Raw genomic sequence first — 17,924 nt, forward strand, 5'->3', positions numbered from 1 at the left:
GGGCGCCGCCGCCGACGTCGTGGTGGACGCCGATGTCGGAACATCCTCCGGATAACAAGAACTCAGGGCGATCATCGCGGCCACAACGGCCCCCACCCGCAATACAGAACGCACGGTGTCATCCTGCCAAAGGTCGGCTGCGGTGCGTGCGGGGGACCGCTGCGCCGAGCTGCTCGGCCGCCGTCGGTGACGGACTGAGCTGCTCGGCTGGCCGGTGCGTCAGTCGACGGTCTCCTCGTATCCGCTCTTCTCTTTCGCGGCAATCGTTTTCGTGGCCTTGGCGGCGGCCTTGGCCGGGTCGCCGTAGCGCTTCGTGTTGACGGTGCCGACGCTGCCTTCTTTACCGTGCCGGGTGGCGACGGTATCGAGGCCGGGGTCGGTGACGATCTCCCAGAACTTCGTGCCGTTCGGCCCGACGGCCTCGAAGTACCGGCGGGTGAGCCCGGGGCCGCGCCGCTGGCCGCCGAAGAGCATGGTGGTTTCGGGCGCGGCCTGCTCGAGGTGGTCGGCGAACAGGCTCAGGAACGAGGTCGCGAGGATCCACGACAGCGACTTCTCCCACCACGAGTAGGCCGGATGCGCATCCGAATTCGTGAAGACCCGGCCGTCGGAACTCGGTGACACGTCGGAGAATACGGTGTCGATCGTGCCGTCGAGGCCGACCACGAGCGCACTCAGGGTCGACAGCACGGGGTCCCAATGAAGTTGCTCGTCAGGGCGCAGCGCGACCGTGTACTTCGCCCCGAGTTTGCGCATGGGCCCCCGCTCCCGCCGTACCTCGGCGGGACTCAGCAGTCGCAGACCGGCCCTTCCGATCCGCCACTCGGCGTAGCCGATGCGCTCCCAGAGCGTACGCAGGCTCGCGGGCAGCGGTGCCGTGAGCGCCTCCTCGAGCGCGTCGATCTCCTCGGCCGGGGCGGGCGGGCCGACTTCCACTTTCAACTCGTCCAGACCGGGTGAGTGTGTGGTGAATCCCTGTGCCACAAGGTATTCAGCTATCTCGCCGAGGGCGGTGACATGCCAGGCCGGATCCTGATTGTCGTCGCGGATGCGAGCGCGGACCCATTCGGCGACGGTCAGTTCCTCGCGTACCCGGTAGCCGTTCCAGGTCACCCATTCCAGGGTGGACAGCGCCGCACCGTCGCGGTACAGCTCCAGCTCCCGGCGTTCGTGCGCCGCCGCGAGTTCCGGGTCCACCGCGAACCGTGGCCGGTCGAAGGCCACCAGGCGTTCGCTGTCGGCGTCGGGCCGGTAGAAGGTGCGCATGATGGCCGCACGACCGGGCAGATACCAGGGATCGGATTCGGTGTATTTCGCCGCCGCGCAGGTGGTCTTCATTCGGGTGAAGGCGTTTCCGGCGGCGGCCGGGTCGGGGAAGATGAGGCCGACCGTGTCGAAGCGGCCGTTGTTGACGCCCCACCGATAGACGACTCGGTCGAGATAGCGCACCAGTTCGACGAATTCGTTGCCTGAAGTCGTCCACAGCAACGCACGCTCGGATTGTTCGCGCGCCTCGCCCAGGAACTCCCGCATCCCGTGATAGCCGATCGGGCTCGTCTGGAAGGGGTTGTCGCCCAGGATACCGAAGCCGTCGAAGGCGTAGATTTCGCCGTCCGAGTCGAGGAACCACACCTCGCCCGTGCTTCGGTCGGTGAGCAGGCGGCGCCGCACGGTGGTGCCCGCCAAGGTGCCGAGGTCGTCGTCACCGATCCGAACGAGCGGCCGCCCTGCCGCGCGGGCTCGCTCGCCCTTGTCGAGCAGCGCACTCCGTGCCGAATCCGCCTCTCCTGACAGCACTTCGGCGAGCTGCGCGCGCATGTCGTCCGAGGTGAGCGGATCGAACCAGTCCCGGCCGCGAGAAAGATCGTCGGGCTCGACGGCGTCGACCGCGATGGACGTCCAACTGACGTAGGCGGTTCGGACGAGGTCGTACTCGTCGGCTTCCCACGCGGCCACGATGCCGACGGCCAGCGCGTACTTGAACACCCGCTGTTCGGTCTCGTCCGCCGGTGTGGCCCAGCCGCTGATCTCACGCAGCAGTTCGACGAGAGGCCATCGCTGCTTCACGTGATCGGTGACGGCATTGGCGTAGTGCGCGGCGGCACGATGGTCGCGCCGATCGCGCAACCGCCGCAGGACATCCCGGTGCACCTCCGCTGAGAAGATCTCACCGAGTGCGTTTCCCATGCGCCAGATGCTGCGCCGTTCGGTGAACAGCCGCTCGATCAATGCCGTGCGCGCGGTGTCGGTCTTCAGGTTCCGTACCGCCGAATACAGGTTGGCGACCACTGTTTCGAGCTGGTCGTCCACTGTCTGCCCGTGGCTGAGCAGCACGCTGTGCGCCGGGTCGGAGTCGGCGTAGCGACGACCGTAGTCGTCGAGCGCCGCGATGAGAAAGTCCTGCGCACCGGCGTGCTGGAAGCGATACAGCTGGTGGCCAGCGGTATTGCGAGCGCCTATCCCCGGATGGGACAAGACGGTGTCGATCATGGCGGCGGCGGCCCGCACGGCCTGCTCGGGCGAGAGCCGTGGCAGCACATACTGCTCCCCGCTCGGCCGGAACAGCTGCTCCCACAGCGCTTCGACCGTACTCGCCGGTGCGGGCAGGGCCGCCAGCCGGAGCAGTTCGTCGAACACCTGCGGATGATGCGCGACCGGAGCCAGGGCGAGGCAGACGGCCTTCTTCAGTTCGTCGTTGTTCATCTCGGCGACGATGTCGGAGGCATCCGGCTCCGGTGTGTGCTCGAGTAGCCGGAGAAGTACCGGAACCAAGGCGCTGTCCGGGGCGTCCACCCGCATGCCCTTGACCACGCGGGTGCGCACCTGGGCGGGCAGGTGCTCGATACCGCTGGCCGCCAGCGCGGCCCGATCCGGATGCGCACTGCCGAGCATGGCGTCGAGCGCCCATTCGATCACTTCGGCGGGCGACTCACCGATGTCCGCGCGCAGCAGAACGCGTTGTGCGACAACATCGCTCAGCTCGGAGTCATCGATCTCGGCCAGGGCGGCGGCGTGGTCGCCTGCGCTCAGCCGCTGCAGGTAGGGGGACGACACCTCGGCGTCGGCCCAGCGGAGGTCGAGCTCCGCGCGGGTCAGCACCGGTTCGGTCGCGCACAGCTCGTGGGCCCGCCGCAGGGCGATCAGGCAGGCCCTGCTGTACGGATCTTTGCCGAGCAGTTCTCCGGCCGCCGCGGCGAGCGCCGCGCCGTCGCGCACCAGCGGCGTCGCCACCGAAAGCGCCCACACGCGAAGCGACCAAGCGCAGGTGGATGCGGGCAGCAAACGCACGAGAGTGTCCGCGGCCGGGCTGTGATCGCGTCCAGCTCGCCGATCCGCTTCGGCTCGCAGCAGTGCCGTACCGGTCGTGACAGGCATCCGATCCAGGGCGGCGCCCACCTGTTCGGCGGTGAGCGTTCCGTCGTCCAAGCCGTGATTGATCCAGCTCGCCCGGGCCAGCGGCACGTGCTCCGGCGCCATCTCCATGGCGGTGAGCGCGGCCCGCGTTCGCGCCTCGTCATCGGGAGCGACGAACTGCTGGAGCAGCGAACGGCGGACACGGAACTCCGGCACGGACGCCACGTCGCCGTCGATCGCCAGCGTTCCGAAGGACTCGGCGAAGGCGTCCAGTAGCTCAGGACGCTCCCCGGCACGGCCGATTTCGGCGAGTACGCGTTCGCGGTCGTCGTCCTGTGCGAGCAGGCCGGTGTGCAGCAGCCAGTAGATGGCCAGATGTGGATCTCGGTGCAGCAGTGGCAATTCCACCTCGAATACCTGCTGAGCGTCGGTAGCACTCCACAGGTGCGTGAAGTGCCCGGCGGCACTGGAGGCCAGGTCTTCCGCGGACTGCATGGGCTTTCCGTCGTGCAGCAACGGCTGCGCCAGCAACCACATCAGCCACTGATAGCGCGTCGCCAGCTCGGCGCTGGTCGGGCCGGGCCCGGTCTCCGCGGCGAATGAACGTGGACGGAAGGAGTCGCGAATATCGAATCTCGACCGCTCGTCCTCGTCGTTCTCCTCGGCCCGCTCGAGTTCGTCCCGGTAGGCCAGCCAGTCATCGAAAGACTCGAACCACAGGTCCAATTCGCGGGTTTCGTGATCCTGCCACCACACCCGGCCATCGCCGCGCAGATCCAGCAGCGTGTAGTCGTCCCCTTCGTCATCGATGACGAGGAATCCGCTCAGCGATTTGTCGATCGCTCCGAAGTACGGGTAGTTGATCGCCAAGTGGGCGTCCACGAGCGGGCCACGATCGCCCGTCCAATACTCGAGCAGCCGATCGTCGACGGCCTCGGCCACACGAGCGGGAACGCGGACGCCGAAGTAGCGGCTGGCGGACTGATGCAGGTCCATGAGTTCTCTCTGATATCGAAATGCGCTGTGCCGGTGCAAAAGACGCTCGCGGCCGAGGCAGCTCGCCGCCTGTCACCAGATGGCGCGACACCCACCGTGCCGTCCAAGATCGTCTGATTCGGGACCGTACTGCACGGCTCGGACAAGAACGCCACACACCGATTCCGCTCCCCGCCCGAGGCGAGGACAGCCGATGGCGCGACTATGTCCACCTCGACGAGGTGCCGGGCGGATTCGTGGTTGCCTTCTCAGGTGTCGGGCGTGTCCGACTGACGCTGCGCGCATTTCGCACCGGGCAGGCGCACGACGCCCTTCGCAAAATCCACGCCCAGCGGATCAGCGGCGCTGTCGAGCTGTTCACCGCGCAGCTGGCGGCTTCGAATCTCCTGCTGCGTGTGCTGGCTCGACGGGGCGAACAGTGCCTGTAACTCCCCGAAAAGGCCAGCGGCGCCGCCGGTGCCGAACTTGCCGCGCGGGGCGACCCAGCCGCGAATCTCAGCCAACACGAACAGCCGGTCGAGGACCACGGCGAACACCACAAGGCCAATGACCATCCACACCAACGGCATAACCACCCCTTACGTCCGTAGCCTCGACGGTACCGCTCGTGTGCCTCGACCGGCTTCACTCACTCCGGCGGCGCTCCCAGAACGAAATTCGATCACGAATGACGAGTCGCTCGACTGCGTCAGCGACCGAAGGTGAAGTTCTCTGCGGGGATGAACACTGCGGGGGCGGAATCGAAATGCACGCGCACGCCTTCGGGTTCCCAGTCCACGACGCTGATGACGAGTCGATGGTCGCTCGGGACGTCCACGAAGTGGCCGTACCCCATCTCCGGGTAACGACCGGCATAGATCCAATAGGGCAGCTGCCGGTGGAACAGCGCACTGCGAACCTCGATGAGGCCGATGTAGTGGGTCGACCCGTCGGCGTAACAGACATCGGCAGGCTGCTCGAAGCGCTGAAGCTGCTCGGTATCGCGCATCAGGGCATCGGCGAAAATCAGAGCACCTGCTGCCAGGACCAGGCAGACCGGGAACGCGATGAACCGGCAACGCGAATTCGGCCCCATACCAGGTTGTTTCTCCGGTACCGAGCCGTTCACGCGGCAAATGTAGCAGAAGTTGATCACGTGCTTCATCAGAGAATTCTTTGCCGAGATTGCGCTCCAAAGCGGCGATGAAGCCCTCCGCGGCGGCCGAGCGGTCATGGAAATGCGGTGGACGTAAGCCGCGGTGGAGGAGTTCGAGCCGCTCTGTGGTGATTGGCGCTCGCCGGAAACTGGCTTCCGCCTGCCTCACCTCATAGGGCCTGCCCTTCACGCGTCGAGGCGCGCGTATCGAACATGGGTCATGGCCCAGCTACGACAGAAAAACCCCCGACAGAACATCCCCCCAAAACGCACCCCACCCCATGGGGGTCCGGGGGCAAAGCCCTCCGGGCGGGGCGTGGGGGTTGCACCCCCACAAAACACTACGAAACGAGCAACGGCCCACGCCCTCCGTGGGCATGGGCCATGCAGCGAGTGGAGTGCCCTCGGCAGGATTCGAACCTGCGGCCTTCTGCTCCGGAGGCAGACGCTCTATCCCCTGAGCTACGAGGGCGGGATAGGTCTCGGTCGGGCCGGGTGGTCCGATCGGGCGGGGCAAGCGTATCGCATCGCGCGCTGGACGCCAAAAAGGGCGTCGGGCCGGGCGCTTTCGAACGGTCCGGCCCGACGCCGGGTCAGTTGAGGGGGAGGGGGGTGCCGCCGCGGGCGGTCAGCATGGTGGTCAGCAGGCGGGATTCGGCCTGCTGGGTTTCGACCATGCTGGCGGCGAGGGTGCGCACGGCGGTGGTCGCGGCGTGCTTGGTCGCGTACTCCATCATCGGGATGCCGCCCTGGTGGTGGCGCAGCATGAGCCGCAGGAACATGGCGTCGGCCTCGGGCACGGGCGCTTGGCGCAGCGCGGCGAGTTCCTCCTGGGTCGCCATGCCGGGCATGCTCGCCATCGACCCGGACATCTGATGCCCGCCGCCGTGCCCGTGCCCGGAGTCGGGTTCGCTCATCCAGCCCATGAAACCCTCGGCGCCCTGCGCGGGCTTGTTCCACAGCTGCAACCAACCCTGCATCCGCCCGACCTGATTCTGCTGGGTCGTCATGATGTCGTAGGCCAGCCTGCGCACGTCGTTGTCCGTCGAGCGCAGCAGGGCGATGCCCGCCATCTCCACGGCCTGCGCGTGGTGCGCGGACATGTCCTGGGCGAAGCCGATGTCGACCGCGTTGGGGTCGGGTTCACCGGAGCCGCCGTCCAGCGGCAGACGCACGAGCGTCCCGATGGCGAACCCGAGCAGGATGGCGCCGATGGCGCCGAGGATCAGCAGCGCCACCCCCTGCCTGCGCACCTGCGCCTTGAACCCGGTCTCCGACTCGGCTTCGGCGTCGGCCTGCATCTAGGGACCCGCCGTCGGCGCGGCCGGTGCACCGGGCAGACCCGGTGTGCCGGGCAGGCCGGGTGCGCCAGGGGTACCGGGCAGGCCGGGTGCGCCAGGGGTACCGGGCAGGCCGGGCGTACCAGGCAGGCCGGGAACGCCGGGGATGCCCGGCACACCCGGAATACCGGGCGGCAGTCCACCTCCGAGCTCGGACGGATCGGTCGGGATCCCCGCACCATCCATCGGCACCGCGTCCGGCCCCGCCGGCGCGGGATCGAACGGTTCCGGGTTCTCCCGGTCGAAGTACGGGTTGGAGCAGGCCGCGCCGACCTCGGGATAGGTGTACTGGTTCTGCCGCAGCGCGGTGATGAACTGGTTGATCCGCTTGTCCTGCGGGTCGTCCAGTTTCAGCTGGTGGCCCCACGACTGCAGCGAGATCGCGCTGTCCAGCCCCGGGTACGGCGACATCAGCGTGTACTGCTTGCCTTCGACCTTCTTCTTCAGCGTGTCGATGCCCGCAGCGTCCACCTTGTCGGGGTTGTAGGCGATCCAGACCGCGCCGTGCTCGAGCGAGTGCACCGCGTTCTCGGTGCGGATCGGCTTCGCGTAGACGACACCGGTGCAGTCGGCCCACGCCTGGTCGTGCGGACCACCGAACGGCGGCGTCTGGTCGTAGGCCACCCGCTGCGTCGGGTCGACGTGCTTGCCCGCGCCCTGCGCGTAGTCCTTCTTCACCACGCCCGCGATCTGATCCGACGGGTCCTTCTTCTGCGCACTGGGCGTGTACTTGTCCAGTTCGGCCTGTTCGCGGTATTTGGGGACCAGGTTGTAGGCGAGGGCACCGATCAATGCGATGATTACTGCGGCCGCGCCGATGGCCAACCACGGGACCTGGCGCTTCTTCGGAAGTTGGCCCTTGCCGCCGCCCCCCTTGCGGGAAGGCGACGCCTTCCCCGCGGCTCGTACGGCCTTGGCCGACTTCGAGGCGCTGTTGCTACTCGGCATTGCTCGTTGCTCTCTCGATGTGATGAACCGCTGTGCTGTTCATTGCGGACGGATCCGGGGCAGTGCCCGCCCGACGGCGTACACCTGCCCAGACCATAGGATAGAGACTCGTGACTCCAGCTGACCTTGCAGATCTCCTTCGCTCCACCGCGGCGAAGGTGCTTGTCGAACGTGGACTGGACCCCGCGGTCCTGCCCGACGAGGTCAACGTGGAGCGCCCCCGCAATCCGGAACACGGTGACTATGCCACGAATGTGGCCATGCAGGTGGCCAAGAAGGCCGGAACGAATCCCCGCGAGTTGGCCACCTGGCTGGCCGACGCGCTGAGCGCCACCGAGAGCGTTTCCTCGGCGGAGGTCGCGGGCCCCGGCTTCCTGAACATCCGCCTCGCCGCCGCCGCGCAGGGCGCGATCGTGCGGAAGGTGCTGACGGCGGGCGCGTCCTACGGCACCGCCGACGCGCTCGCGGGCACCCGGATCAACCTGGAGTTCGTCTCGGCGAACCCGACCGGCCCGATCCACCTCGGCGGCACCCGCTGGGCATCGGTCGGCGACGCGCTGGGGCGCATCCTGGCCGCGCAGGGCGCCGACGTCACCCGCGAGTACTACTTCAACGACCACGGCGCGCAGATCGACCGGTTCGCCAACTCCCTGGTCGCCGCCGCCACCGGCGCGCCGACCCCCGAGGACGGGTACGCGGGCGCCTACATCGGTGAGATCGCCGACCGGGTGGTCGCCGAGAACCCGGGCGTCGTCGACCTGCCCGAGGACGAGCGGCACGAGGTGTTCCGCCGTGAGGGCGTCGAGCTGATGTTCGCCCACATCAAGCAGACCCTGCACGAGTTCGGCACCGACTTCGACGTCTACTTCAACGAGAGCTCGCTGTTCGCCTCCGGCGCGGTGGACAAGGCCGTCGAGGAGCTCAAGTCCTCCGGCAAGCTGTACGAGAAGGACGGCGCCTGGTGGATCGCCAGCTCCGAGTACGGCGACGACAAGGACCGCGTGGTCATCAAGAGCGACGGCAAGTCGGCCTACATCGCCGGTGACATCGCCTACTTCCACGACAAGCGCGCCCGCGGCTTCGACCTGTGCATCTACATGCTCGGCGCCGACCACCACGGTTACATCGGCCGCCTCAAGGCCGCCGCGGCGGCGTTCGGCGACGACCCGGACACCGTCGAGGTGCTGATCGGCCAGATGGTGAATCTGCTGAAAGACGGTGCGGCCGTTCGCATGAGCAAGCGCGCGGGCACCGTGGTCACGCTCGACGACCTGGTCGAGGCGATCGGCGTCGACGCCGCGCGCTACTCGCTGGTGCGGTCCTCGGTGAACTCCAGCATCGATATCGACCTGGACCTGTGGACCAAGCAGGACAGCGTCAACCCCATCTACTACGTGCAGTACGCGCACGCCCGCTCCTGCCGCATCATCGACAACTCGGCCGCGTTCGATTTCGCTTCGGTCGCACCGGATTTCGCCCTGATGACCTCGGATCGCGAGGGCGAGCTGATCCGCACACTCGGCGAGTACCCCCGGGTGGTCGCGACGGCGGCGGAGAACCGGGAGCCGCACCGGGTCGTGCGCTACCTGGAGGAACTCGCCGGCGCCTACCACCCGTTCCAGTCCGACGACGACATGCGGGTGCTGCCCAAGGGCGACGAGCCGGTCACTCCGCTCAAGTCCGCCCGCCTGGAGCTGGTGAAGGCCACCCGCCAGGTGCTCGCCAACGGCCTCGGCCTGCTGGGTGTCAGCGCACCGGAGCGTATGTAGTGCGCGGGCGACTCGTGAATTCGTATCTGTCCACGTGCTCGGCGCGTGCGGTAAGGAAGGAACAACTATGAGCGCGCACCCCGCCGGGCCACGCCACGCGGAGCTGAGTTCTTCGGGCGCTTCGCAGGCTACGCGCCTGCCCCATGCTCCCAACCTGCCGGAGCGGCCGACCGATCCGCAGCAGATGATCGACCTGCCCGCGAATGTCTGGCCGCGCAACGCCTCTCGCGACGCCGACGGCGTGGTGCGGCTGGCCGGTGTGCCGGTGCACGACCTCGCCGCGCAGTTCGGCACCCCGCTGTTCGTGGTCGACGAGGACGACTTCCGTTCCCGCTGCCGGGACATGGTGCAGGCCTTCGGTCCCAACGCCCGGGTGCACTACGCGTCCAAGGCGTTCCTGTGCGGCGAGATCGCCCGCTGGATCCGCGACGAGGGCCTCTCGCTGGACGTCTGCTCCGGCGGCGAACTCGCCATCGCGCTGCACGCCGGCTTCCCCGCCGAGCGAATCGCGTTGCACGGCAACAACAAATCCGTCACCGAGCTGGAGGCCGCGGTGCAGGCCGGTGTCGGCCACGTGGTGGTCGACTCGCTGATCGAGATCGACCGGCTCGAGGCGGTCGCCGGGCGCGCCGGTGTGGTGCAGGACGTGCTGGTCCGCGTCACCGTCGGCGTGGAAGCCCATACTCACGAATACATTTCGACCGCGCACGAGGACCAGAAGTTCGGCTTCTCGATCGCGGGCGGCGACGCCATGGAAGCGCTCGCCCGCGTCTTCGAGGCCAGCAACCTGCGGCTGGTCGGACTGCACTCGCACATCGGTTCGCAGATCTTCGAGATCGACGGTTTCGAGATCGCCGCGCGTCGCATGCTCGGCCTGCTGCGCGAGGCCATCGACAAGTTCGGCGTGGAGCGCACCGCGCAGATCTCGACGCTGGATCTCGGTGGCGGACTGGGTATTTCGTACTTGCCGAACGACGACCCGCCGCCGCTCGGCGAGTTCGCGGCGAACCTGCGCCGCCTGGTCGCCGAGGAGGCGGCCCGCGCGGGTCTGCCCGAGCCGACCATCGCGGTCGAGCCGGGCCGCGCCATCGCCGGACCCGGCACCGTCACCCTCTACGAGGTCGGCACCACCAAGGACGTCTCGCTGGACGCGGGCCTGCGCCGCCGCTACGTGAGCGTCGACGGCGGTATGAGCGACAACATCCGCCCCGCGCTCTACCAGGCCGATTACGACTGCCGCCTGGTCTCGCGCTCCTCCGACGCACAGCCCGTCGTGGCGCGCGTCGTCGGAAAGCATTGCGAGAGTGGCGACATCGTCATCCGCGACACCTGGATGCCCGCCGACGTCGGCCCCGGCGATCTGGTGGCGGTGGCCGCGACCGGAGCGTATTGCTATTCGATGTCCAGTCGATACAACCAGTTGACCCGTCCGGCGGTCGTCGCCGTTCGCGACGGTCAGCCGCGACTGGTGCTGCGCCGGGAAACGGTGGCGGATCTGCTGAGTCTGGAGGTTGAGGCATGACCGAAGTGGCCAAGAACGGTACCTGGGGGACCGATCGCCCGATCGGTGTCGCGGTCCTCGGCATGGGCAATGTCGGCACCGAGGTCGTGCGGATTCTGCGCGAGCACGCCGACGACCTGCGCTCGCGCGTCGGCGCGCCCGTCGTGCTGCGCGGCGTCGCGGTGCGCAGCCTGGACAAGGATCGCGGTCTGCCCGCCGAACTGCTGACCACCGACGCGGACGCGCTGGTCGACCGCCCGGACGTCGACCTGGTCGTCGAGGTCATCGGCGGCATCGATCCCGCGCGCCGTCTGATCCTGGCCGCGCTGAACGCGGGCAAATCCGTGGTCACCGCGAACAAGGCGCTGCTGGCCGATTACACCGGCGAACTCGCCGCGGCCGCCGAGCGCAACCGCGCCGACCTGTACTTCGAGGCCGCGGTCGCGGGCGCCATCCCGGTCGTGCGTCCGCTGATCCAGTCGCTGTCCGGCGACCGGGTGAATCGTGTGGTCGGCATCGTCAACGGCACCACGAACTTCATCCTCTCGGCCATGGACGAGACCGGCGCGGACTACTCCGCGACCCTCGCCGAGGCCACCCGCCTCGGCTACGCGGAGGCCGACCCGACCGCCGATGTCGAGGGCTACGACGCGGCGGCCAAGGCCGCGATCCTGGCGTCGCTGGCCTTCCACACCCGGGTGACCGCGGCCGATGTGTACCGCGAGGGCATTTCCAAGATCACCGCGGAGGACCTGGAGACCGCATCGGCGGTGAACTGCACGGTCAAGCTGCTGGCGATCTGCGAGCGCGTGGACGCGGGGCCCGGCGAGCCGAGCCTGGCCGAGGGCGGCAAGGAGCGCGTCTCGGTGCGGGTCTACCCGGCGCTGATCCCGCGCAAGCACCCGCTGGCGGCGGTCAGTGGCGCGTTCAACGCCGTGGTCGTCGAGGCGGACAACGCGGGCAGGCTGATGTTCTACGGGCAGGGCGCGGGCGGCGCTCCGACCGCCTCCGCGGTGCTCGGTGACCTGGTGATGGCCGCACGCAACAAGTTCTTCGGTGGCCGCGCGCCGGGCGAATCGGTTTATGCTGAGCTACCGATCGCGCCGATCGGCGATACGCCCACCCGCTACCACGTGAACCTGCAGGTCGAAGACGTCCCCGGCGTCCTGGCCAAGGTTGCGGGCGAATTCGCCAAGCACGGGGTGAGCATTTCGACCGTCCGTCAGGAAGGGCACGGCGAGGGTGCGCGCCTGGTCGTGGTGACCCACCACGCGGTGGAGTCGGCGCTCGCGGACACCGTGTCGGCTTTGGCGGAGATGGCGTCCGTCACATCAGTGACAAGCGTTTTGAGATTGGAAGGCACCGAAGAATGAGTACGAATGTGCGGATCGTCGCCGACATTCGAAGCGATAGGTTTACAGGCTTCCGGTGCACCATTGCTCCCGGTTCGAGGCAGGGAGGGCTGGCATGAGCGCGACAGGCGTCGCCCCGCAGGCAGGAGTGCACTCCCGCTGGCCGGGTCTGATCGCGGCCTACCGTGATCGGCTCGCGGGTGCGGCCGATTGGGAGCCGGTCACGCTGTTCGAGGGCGGCACCCCGCTGGTGCCCGCGCCGTACTTGTCCGAGCTGACCGGCTGCGAGGTGTACCTCAAGGTCGAGGGCGCCAACCCGACCGGCTCGTTCAAGGACCGTGGCATGACCATGGCCATGACCGACGCCAAGTATCGCGGTCAGAAGGCGGTGCTCTGCGCGTCCACCGGCAACACCTCGGCGTCGGCCGCGGCGTACGCCACCAGGGCGGGGATGAGCTGCGCGGTGCTGATCCCGCAGGGCAAGATCGCGATGGGCAAGCTGGCCCAGGCCGTCATGCTCGGCGCGCAGATCATTCAGGTCGAGGGCAACTTCGACGACTGCCTCGAGCTGGCCCGCAAGGTCACCGCCGACTTCCCGGCCGTCGGCCTGGTGAACTCGGTGAACCCGGCGCGCATCGAGGGCCAGAAGACCGCCTCGTTCGAGATCTGCGACGTGCTCGGCAAGGCGCCGGACGTGCACGCGCTCCCGGTGGGCAACGCGGGCAACATCACCGCGTACTGGCGCGGCTACCGCGAGTACTACGCCGACGGCATCACCAACGGCCTGCCCCGCATGCTCGGCGTGCAGGCCGCCGGTGCGGCCCCGCTGGTCAACGGCGCTCCGGTGAAGGACCCGGAGACCATCGCGACCGCCATCCGGATCGGCGCGCCCGCGTCCTGGAACGGCGCGGTGGAGGCCAAGGAGCAGTCCGGCGGCGCGTTCCGCGCGGCCACCGACGAGGAGATCCTCGCGGCGTACCGCCTGGTCGCGGCGAAGGAAGGCGTCTTCGTCGAGCCCGCCTCGGCGGCGAGCGTGGCAGGCGTGCTCGCGGCCCGCAGGGAAGGCTGGCTGGACGCGGGCCTGACGGTGGTGTGCACCGTCACCGGCAACGGTCTGAAGGATCCCGACACCGCGCTGCTCGGTATGCCGCAGGTGCAGCCGATCGCGGTCGACCCGGTGGCGGTCGCCGCCCGACTCGAGCTGGCCTGAGTTGAGTTCACGCGAAAGCCAGTTGATGTCGCGGACCCTGCCCGCCGGACTCTCGGTGACGGCGCGGGTGCCCGCGTCGAGCGCCAACCTCGGTCCCGGATTCGACTCGCTCGGTATGGCTTTGGGCATCTACGACGAGATCGAGGTGCGCACCACCGATTCCGGCTTGACGATCCGGGTCGAGGGTGAGGGTGCCGACGATGTCCCGTGGGGCCCTTCGCATCTCGTCGTGCGCGCCATCGAACGCGGCCTGGAGTCCGCCGGTGTGTGGGCCGACGGCCTCGATGTGGTGTGCCGCAACGTGATTCCGCATTCGCGCGGGCTCGGCTCGTCGGCCTCCGCGGTGGTCGGCGGCTTGGCCGCGGGCTGCGCGCTCGCCGCGAAGCTGGATCCCGAGCTCGCCGTCGACGCCGCACGATTGGTGCAGCTGGCCTCGGAATTCGAAGGCCACCCGGACAACGCGGCGGCCAGCGTGCTCGGCGGGATCGTGGTGTCCTGGACCGAGACCGCCGCCGACGCGACCGAGGCGAGCGCGGACATCCCCGAGCACGGCCGGGTGTACCGCGCCGTCCGGCTCGACCCGCACCCGTCCCTGCGCCCGGTGGTGCTGATTCCCGAGGTCCGCTCGTCCACCGCGCACACCAGGGGTCTGCTTCCCGAGACGGTGCCGCACGGCGACGCCGCCTTCAACGTCAGCAGGGCCGCGCTGGCCGTCGTCGCGCTGACCCAGCGTCCCGACCTGCTCATGCCCGCTACGGCCGACCGGCTGCATCAGGGCCAGCGTGCCCCCGCGCTACCGCTCACCACGGCGTGGATCGAGCGGTTGCGCGCGGCAGGCATTCCGGCGACCGTCTCGGGTGCGGGTCCGACCGTGTTGGCCCTCGGTACCAGCGAATTCCCAGCGGAACTCCGAGAACTCGCGGCGGCCGACGGACTCCGGGTGGTCGAGCCAGGACTCGCCGAAGGCGTCCAGGTCGACTGACGGCGCGTCTGCCTTGCCGAGGTTCACAGTTGCCAGCTATTCTGAGCAAGTCCGTACATCGTGCGCATCAGACGCCGGTGCTTCATCAGGGCAATCGCTCCAGCAGGCTCCAGGCTCGAGCCTCCAGGCCATGGGGGTACTGCGTAGCTGCGCAACTGGAATGATCTCTCCCACCTTTCACAACCGGTGGCGAAGCCTCCGGTCCGGCGGGGCAGGCGATACGGCAATACCGAGTCCGGCAGAGTGCCCGGACTGCGGGACGAACCCTCGAAACAGCACACGGCGGTCGAGGGAAGGAAAGGATTTCCGTGACAGATACGGACCTGCTCGCGACACCCGGGGTGGAATCCAACCCAAGTTCCTCGGGCGGCCGCGAAAGTGAATCCGGACAGATTTCGAAGATGAGCGAACAAACCGACGTCGCACGATCGGGGCTGACTGGAATGTTGTTGCCGCAGTTGCGCGCGCTGGCGGGGGAGCTCGGTATCCGAGGCACCTCCGGTATGCGCAAGGGTGATCTGATCGCCGCCATCAAGGAGAACCAGGCCGGTAAGTCCGCCAAGTCGGACAAGCCCGCGCGCGGCGAGAAGGCCGAGCAGGCGGCCCTCGACGTGACGCCCGCGCCGGCGAAGGAGAAGGCTCCGGCCAAGGAGGCCAAGGCGAAGGAAGCCGCGCCCGCCGAGAAGGCCGCCGCGCCCGCGCCCGAGGCTCCCTCCGATCCCGCTCCTTCGAAGTCCGCGCAGGCCGAGTCGCCGCAGAACGATTCCGCCCCCGCCGCCGAGACCAGCGAAGAGTCCGGCCGCGAAGGTGGTCAGCGCGGCCGTGGTCGGCAGCGTCGCGGCCGTGACCAGGCGCGTTCGGGCGGCGAGACCGCCGAGGCGCGTGGTGACGAGCAGAAGCCGGAAGCCGAGCAGGGCGAACGGCGCCGCGAGCGTGGCCAGGGTGAGCGTGGTCAAGGTGAGCGTGGCCAGGGTGAGCGCGGTCAGAACGGCGAGCAGCGCGCTCAGGGTGGTCGCGGCGACGGTGGTCGTGGCGAAGGCGGTCGCGGTGGCGACGACGAGGAAGGCGGCCGCGGTCGTCGTGGTCGCCGGTTCCGTGAGCGTCGTCGTGGGCGCGACCGCGAGACCGGCGGCGGTGAGAGCCGCGAGCTCGAGATCCGCGAGGACGACGTCCTACAGCCGGTCGCGGGCATCCTCGACGTGCTGGACAATTACGCGTTCGTCCGCACCTCGGGCTACCTGGCCGGACCGAACGACGTCTACGTCTCGATGAACCTGGTCCGCAAGAACGGCCTGCGTCGCGGCGACGCGATCACCGGCGCCGTGCGGGCTCCGCGCGACGGCGAACAGGCCAACCAGCGGCAGAAGTTCGATCCGCTGGTGCGGCTGGACACGGTCAACGGCGGCGACGTCGAGGCGGCCAAGCGGCGTCCCGAATTCAGCAAGCTGACCCCGCTGTACCCGAACCAGCGACTTCGGCTGGAGACTCAGCCCAACAAGCTGACGACCCGCGTGATCGACCTGATCATGCCGATCGGCAAGGGCCAGCGCGCGCTGATCGTGTCCCCGCCGAAGGCCGGTAAGACCACGATCATGCAGGACATCGCGAACGCGATCGCGACCAACAACCCCGAGTGCTACCTGATGGTGGTGCTGGTCGACGAGCGTCCCGAAGAGGTCACCGACATGCAGCGTTCGGTGAAGGGCGAGGTCATCGCCTCGACCTTCGACCGTCCGCCGAGCGATCACACCTCGGTCGCCGAGCTGGCCATCGAGCGCGCCAAGCGACTCGTCGAAATGGGCAAAGACGTTGTGGTGCTGCTGGACTCGATCACCCGATTGGGCCGCGCGTACAACAACTCCTCGCCCGCCTCGGGCCGGATCCTCTCCGGTGGTGTCGACTCGACCGCGCTGTACCCGCCCAAGCGGTTCCTCGGCGCGGCGCGCAACATCGAGAACGGCGGCTCGCTGACGATCATGGCCACCGCCATGGTGGAGACCGGCTCGACCGGTGACACGGTGATCTTCGAGGAGTTCAAGGGCACCGGTAACGCCGAGCTCAAGCTGGACCGCAAGATCGCGGAACGGCGCGTGTTCCCGGCGGTGGACGTCAACCCGTCCGGCACCCGCAAGGACGAGCTACTGCTGAGCCCAGACGAGGCGGCGGTGTTGCACAAGCTGCGCCGCGTGCTTTCCGGCCTGGACTCGCACCAGGCGATCGACCTGCTGATCGACCGCCTGAAGAAGTCCAAGAACAACCTCGAGTTCCTGATGCAGGTCAGCAAGACCGCGCCGGGCGCGCTGGACGAGTAACGGTACGAGTTTCCGTGCCACCGAAGGGGCTTCGCTGTCGCGGAGCCCCTTCGGCGTGTACGGGCGGAAGAAGATCAGGCCGATGGCGGCCGCGCCGGTGATCATGCAGGCGAGCAACATCGTCGTCGCCGACACCGAGACGTCGTCGTCCGAATCGGCGGACCGCTCGTAGTACGCGACCGTATCGGCGGTCGTGTAGGCCGCGGACGGTGTGGTCTCGGGGATCGCGAACCAGCCCACCGCGACAGTGAGAATCAACAGGACGAACACCGCGAGGGCGATTCGGCTGTTCATAGCGTTCTCCTTTCTGTCTCGGCACGCCGATGTGCAGGGGGAACTCGACACCTACGAACTCTATGAACAGTGCTGTTCGCCTTCCCGAGTAGCGGACTACTCGACTTAAGGGTTCCGTAGGGGCGAAGAAACCGCGTGCCCTCACTTTCTGGGGTGCTGCGTATGCGGGGTTGCCTTAGATACACGAAGCAGGGAACAAAATGGTTGCCCGGTGTGTTTTGGGTGCGTAGTAGCGGTTCTGGCATACTGGACCGCTGTGCGTCTGCGTCCCGCAGACAATCCCGCCGACCTCTGCGAAGCAGAGTTTGGAACCAGCGGTTCCGGTTCACGCCCAGCGTGGCGACCCGGCGACCACTATCGAGAGGACACCATCCATGAAGGCAGGAATCCACCCGACGTACGTCGACACCACGGTGGTCTGTGGTTGCGGCAACACCTTCCAGACTCGCAGCACCAAGGAGTCGGGACACATCACCGTCGAGGTCTGCTCGCAGTGCCACCCGTTCTACACCGGCAAGCAGAAGATCCTGGACACCGGTGGCCGCGTGGCCCGCTTCGAGGCTCGCTACGGCAAGCGCGCGGGCAAGAAGGCCGACGCCAAGTAGCTTCCTCGCCGACGCCCGGTTCTGCACTGCAGGCCGGGCGTCGGCGCATTTGTTGGCCCGGTGCGGTACGCGCCGGATGACGAGAAATGCCGACCCGGCGCAGGCCGGGAACCGAGAGAAGGAAGC

At 68.2% G+C, this 17,924-nt stretch carries 12 protein-coding genes and 1 tRNA gene; 7 read left to right on the plus strand and 6 right to left on the minus strand.

The annotated features are described in order from the left end of the window. Nucleotides 1-219 precede the first annotated feature (219 nt). The 6 genes from AB0H49_RS32545 to AB0H49_RS32570 all read right to left on the minus strand — a co-directional run bounded on the left by AB0H49_RS32545 (nucleotide 220) and on the right by AB0H49_RS32570 (nucleotide 7,773). The gene (locus AB0H49_RS32545; protein ID WP_357256652.1) at nucleotides 220-4,350 is read right to left on the minus strand and encodes a WGR domain-containing protein; all 4,131 of its coding nucleotides are present in this window, start codon (nucleotides 4,348-4,350) and stop codon (nucleotides 220-222) included. A 248-nt stretch (nucleotides 4,351-4,598) separates the two neighbouring features. Then, on the minus strand, nucleotides 4,599-4,919 hold the full coding sequence (locus AB0H49_RS32550) for a hypothetical protein (protein WP_357256654.1): 321 nt from the start codon (nucleotides 4,917-4,919) through the stop codon (nucleotides 4,599-4,601). Between the two features lie 119 nt (nucleotides 4,920-5,038). Continuing rightward, nucleotides 5,039-5,494, minus strand: a complete 456-nt coding sequence (locus AB0H49_RS32555; protein WP_357256656.1) for a hypothetical protein — start codon at nucleotides 5,492-5,494, stop codon at nucleotides 5,039-5,041. Nucleotides 5,495-5,884: 390 nt separating this feature from the next. Beyond that, nucleotides 5,885-5,957: transfer RNA gene (locus AB0H49_RS32560), tRNA-Arg, on the minus strand. Between the two features lie 121 nt (nucleotides 5,958-6,078). After that, nucleotides 6,079-6,786, minus strand: coding sequence for a DUF305 domain-containing protein (locus tag AB0H49_RS32565; protein WP_357256658.1), 708 nt, complete (start codon nucleotides 6,784-6,786; stop codon nucleotides 6,079-6,081). Next, entirely contained in the window at nucleotides 6,787-7,773 is a 987-nt protein-coding gene (locus AB0H49_RS32570) for a DUF3105 domain-containing protein (protein ID WP_357256660.1), read from the minus strand. A 110-nt stretch (nucleotides 7,774-7,883) separates the two neighbouring features. Between AB0H49_RS32570 and argS the strand changes: the two genes are divergently transcribed. The 7 genes from argS to rpmE all read left to right on the plus strand — a co-directional run bounded on the left by argS (nucleotide 7,884) and on the right by rpmE (nucleotide 17,798). Beyond that, the gene (gene argS / locus AB0H49_RS32575) at nucleotides 7,884-9,542 is read left to right on the plus strand and encodes an arginine--tRNA ligase (protein ID WP_354999892.1); all 1,659 of its coding nucleotides are present in this window, start codon (nucleotides 7,884-7,886) and stop codon (nucleotides 9,540-9,542) included. A 67-nt stretch (nucleotides 9,543-9,609) separates the two neighbouring features. Beyond that, on the plus strand, nucleotides 9,610-11,064 hold the full coding sequence (gene lysA, locus AB0H49_RS32580; RefSeq protein ID WP_357256662.1) for a diaminopimelate decarboxylase: 1,455 nt from the start codon (nucleotides 9,610-9,612) through the stop codon (nucleotides 11,062-11,064). Beyond that, nucleotides 11,061-12,416 carry a homoserine dehydrogenase gene (locus AB0H49_RS32585; RefSeq protein WP_357256664.1) on the plus strand — a complete coding sequence of 452 codons (1,356 nt, stop codon included), beginning with the start codon at nucleotides 11,061-11,063 and terminating at the stop codon, nucleotides 12,414-12,416. The genes lysA and AB0H49_RS32585 overlap by 4 nt, the downstream gene beginning before the upstream one ends. A gap of 94 nt (nucleotides 12,417-12,510) precedes the next feature. Further along, nucleotides 12,511-13,605, plus strand: a complete 1,095-nt coding sequence (thrC, locus tag AB0H49_RS32590; RefSeq protein ID WP_357256666.1) for a threonine synthase — start codon at nucleotides 12,511-12,513, stop codon at nucleotides 13,603-13,605. Between the two features lie 25 nt (nucleotides 13,606-13,630). Then, complete coding sequence (gene thrB, locus AB0H49_RS32595; protein ID WP_355000520.1) at nucleotides 13,631-14,587, plus strand: homoserine kinase; 957 nt, start codon at nucleotides 13,631-13,633, stop codon at nucleotides 14,585-14,587. Between the two features lie 443 nt (nucleotides 14,588-15,030). Further along, complete coding sequence (gene rho, locus AB0H49_RS32600; protein ID WP_357256683.1) at nucleotides 15,031-16,899, plus strand: transcription termination factor Rho; 1,869 nt, start codon at nucleotides 15,031-15,033, stop codon at nucleotides 16,897-16,899. 668 nt (nucleotides 16,900-17,567) lie between these two features. Continuing rightward, the gene (rpmE, locus tag AB0H49_RS32605) at nucleotides 17,568-17,798 is read left to right on the plus strand and encodes a 50S ribosomal protein L31 (RefSeq protein ID WP_039796334.1); all 231 of its coding nucleotides are present in this window, start codon (nucleotides 17,568-17,570) and stop codon (nucleotides 17,796-17,798) included. Nucleotides 17,799-17,924 lie beyond the last annotated feature (126 nt).

Source organism: Nocardia sp. NPDC050713, from assembly GCF_040654315.1.
In the GTDB taxonomy this organism is placed as follows: domain Bacteria; phylum Actinomycetota; class Actinomycetes; order Mycobacteriales; family Mycobacteriaceae; genus Nocardia.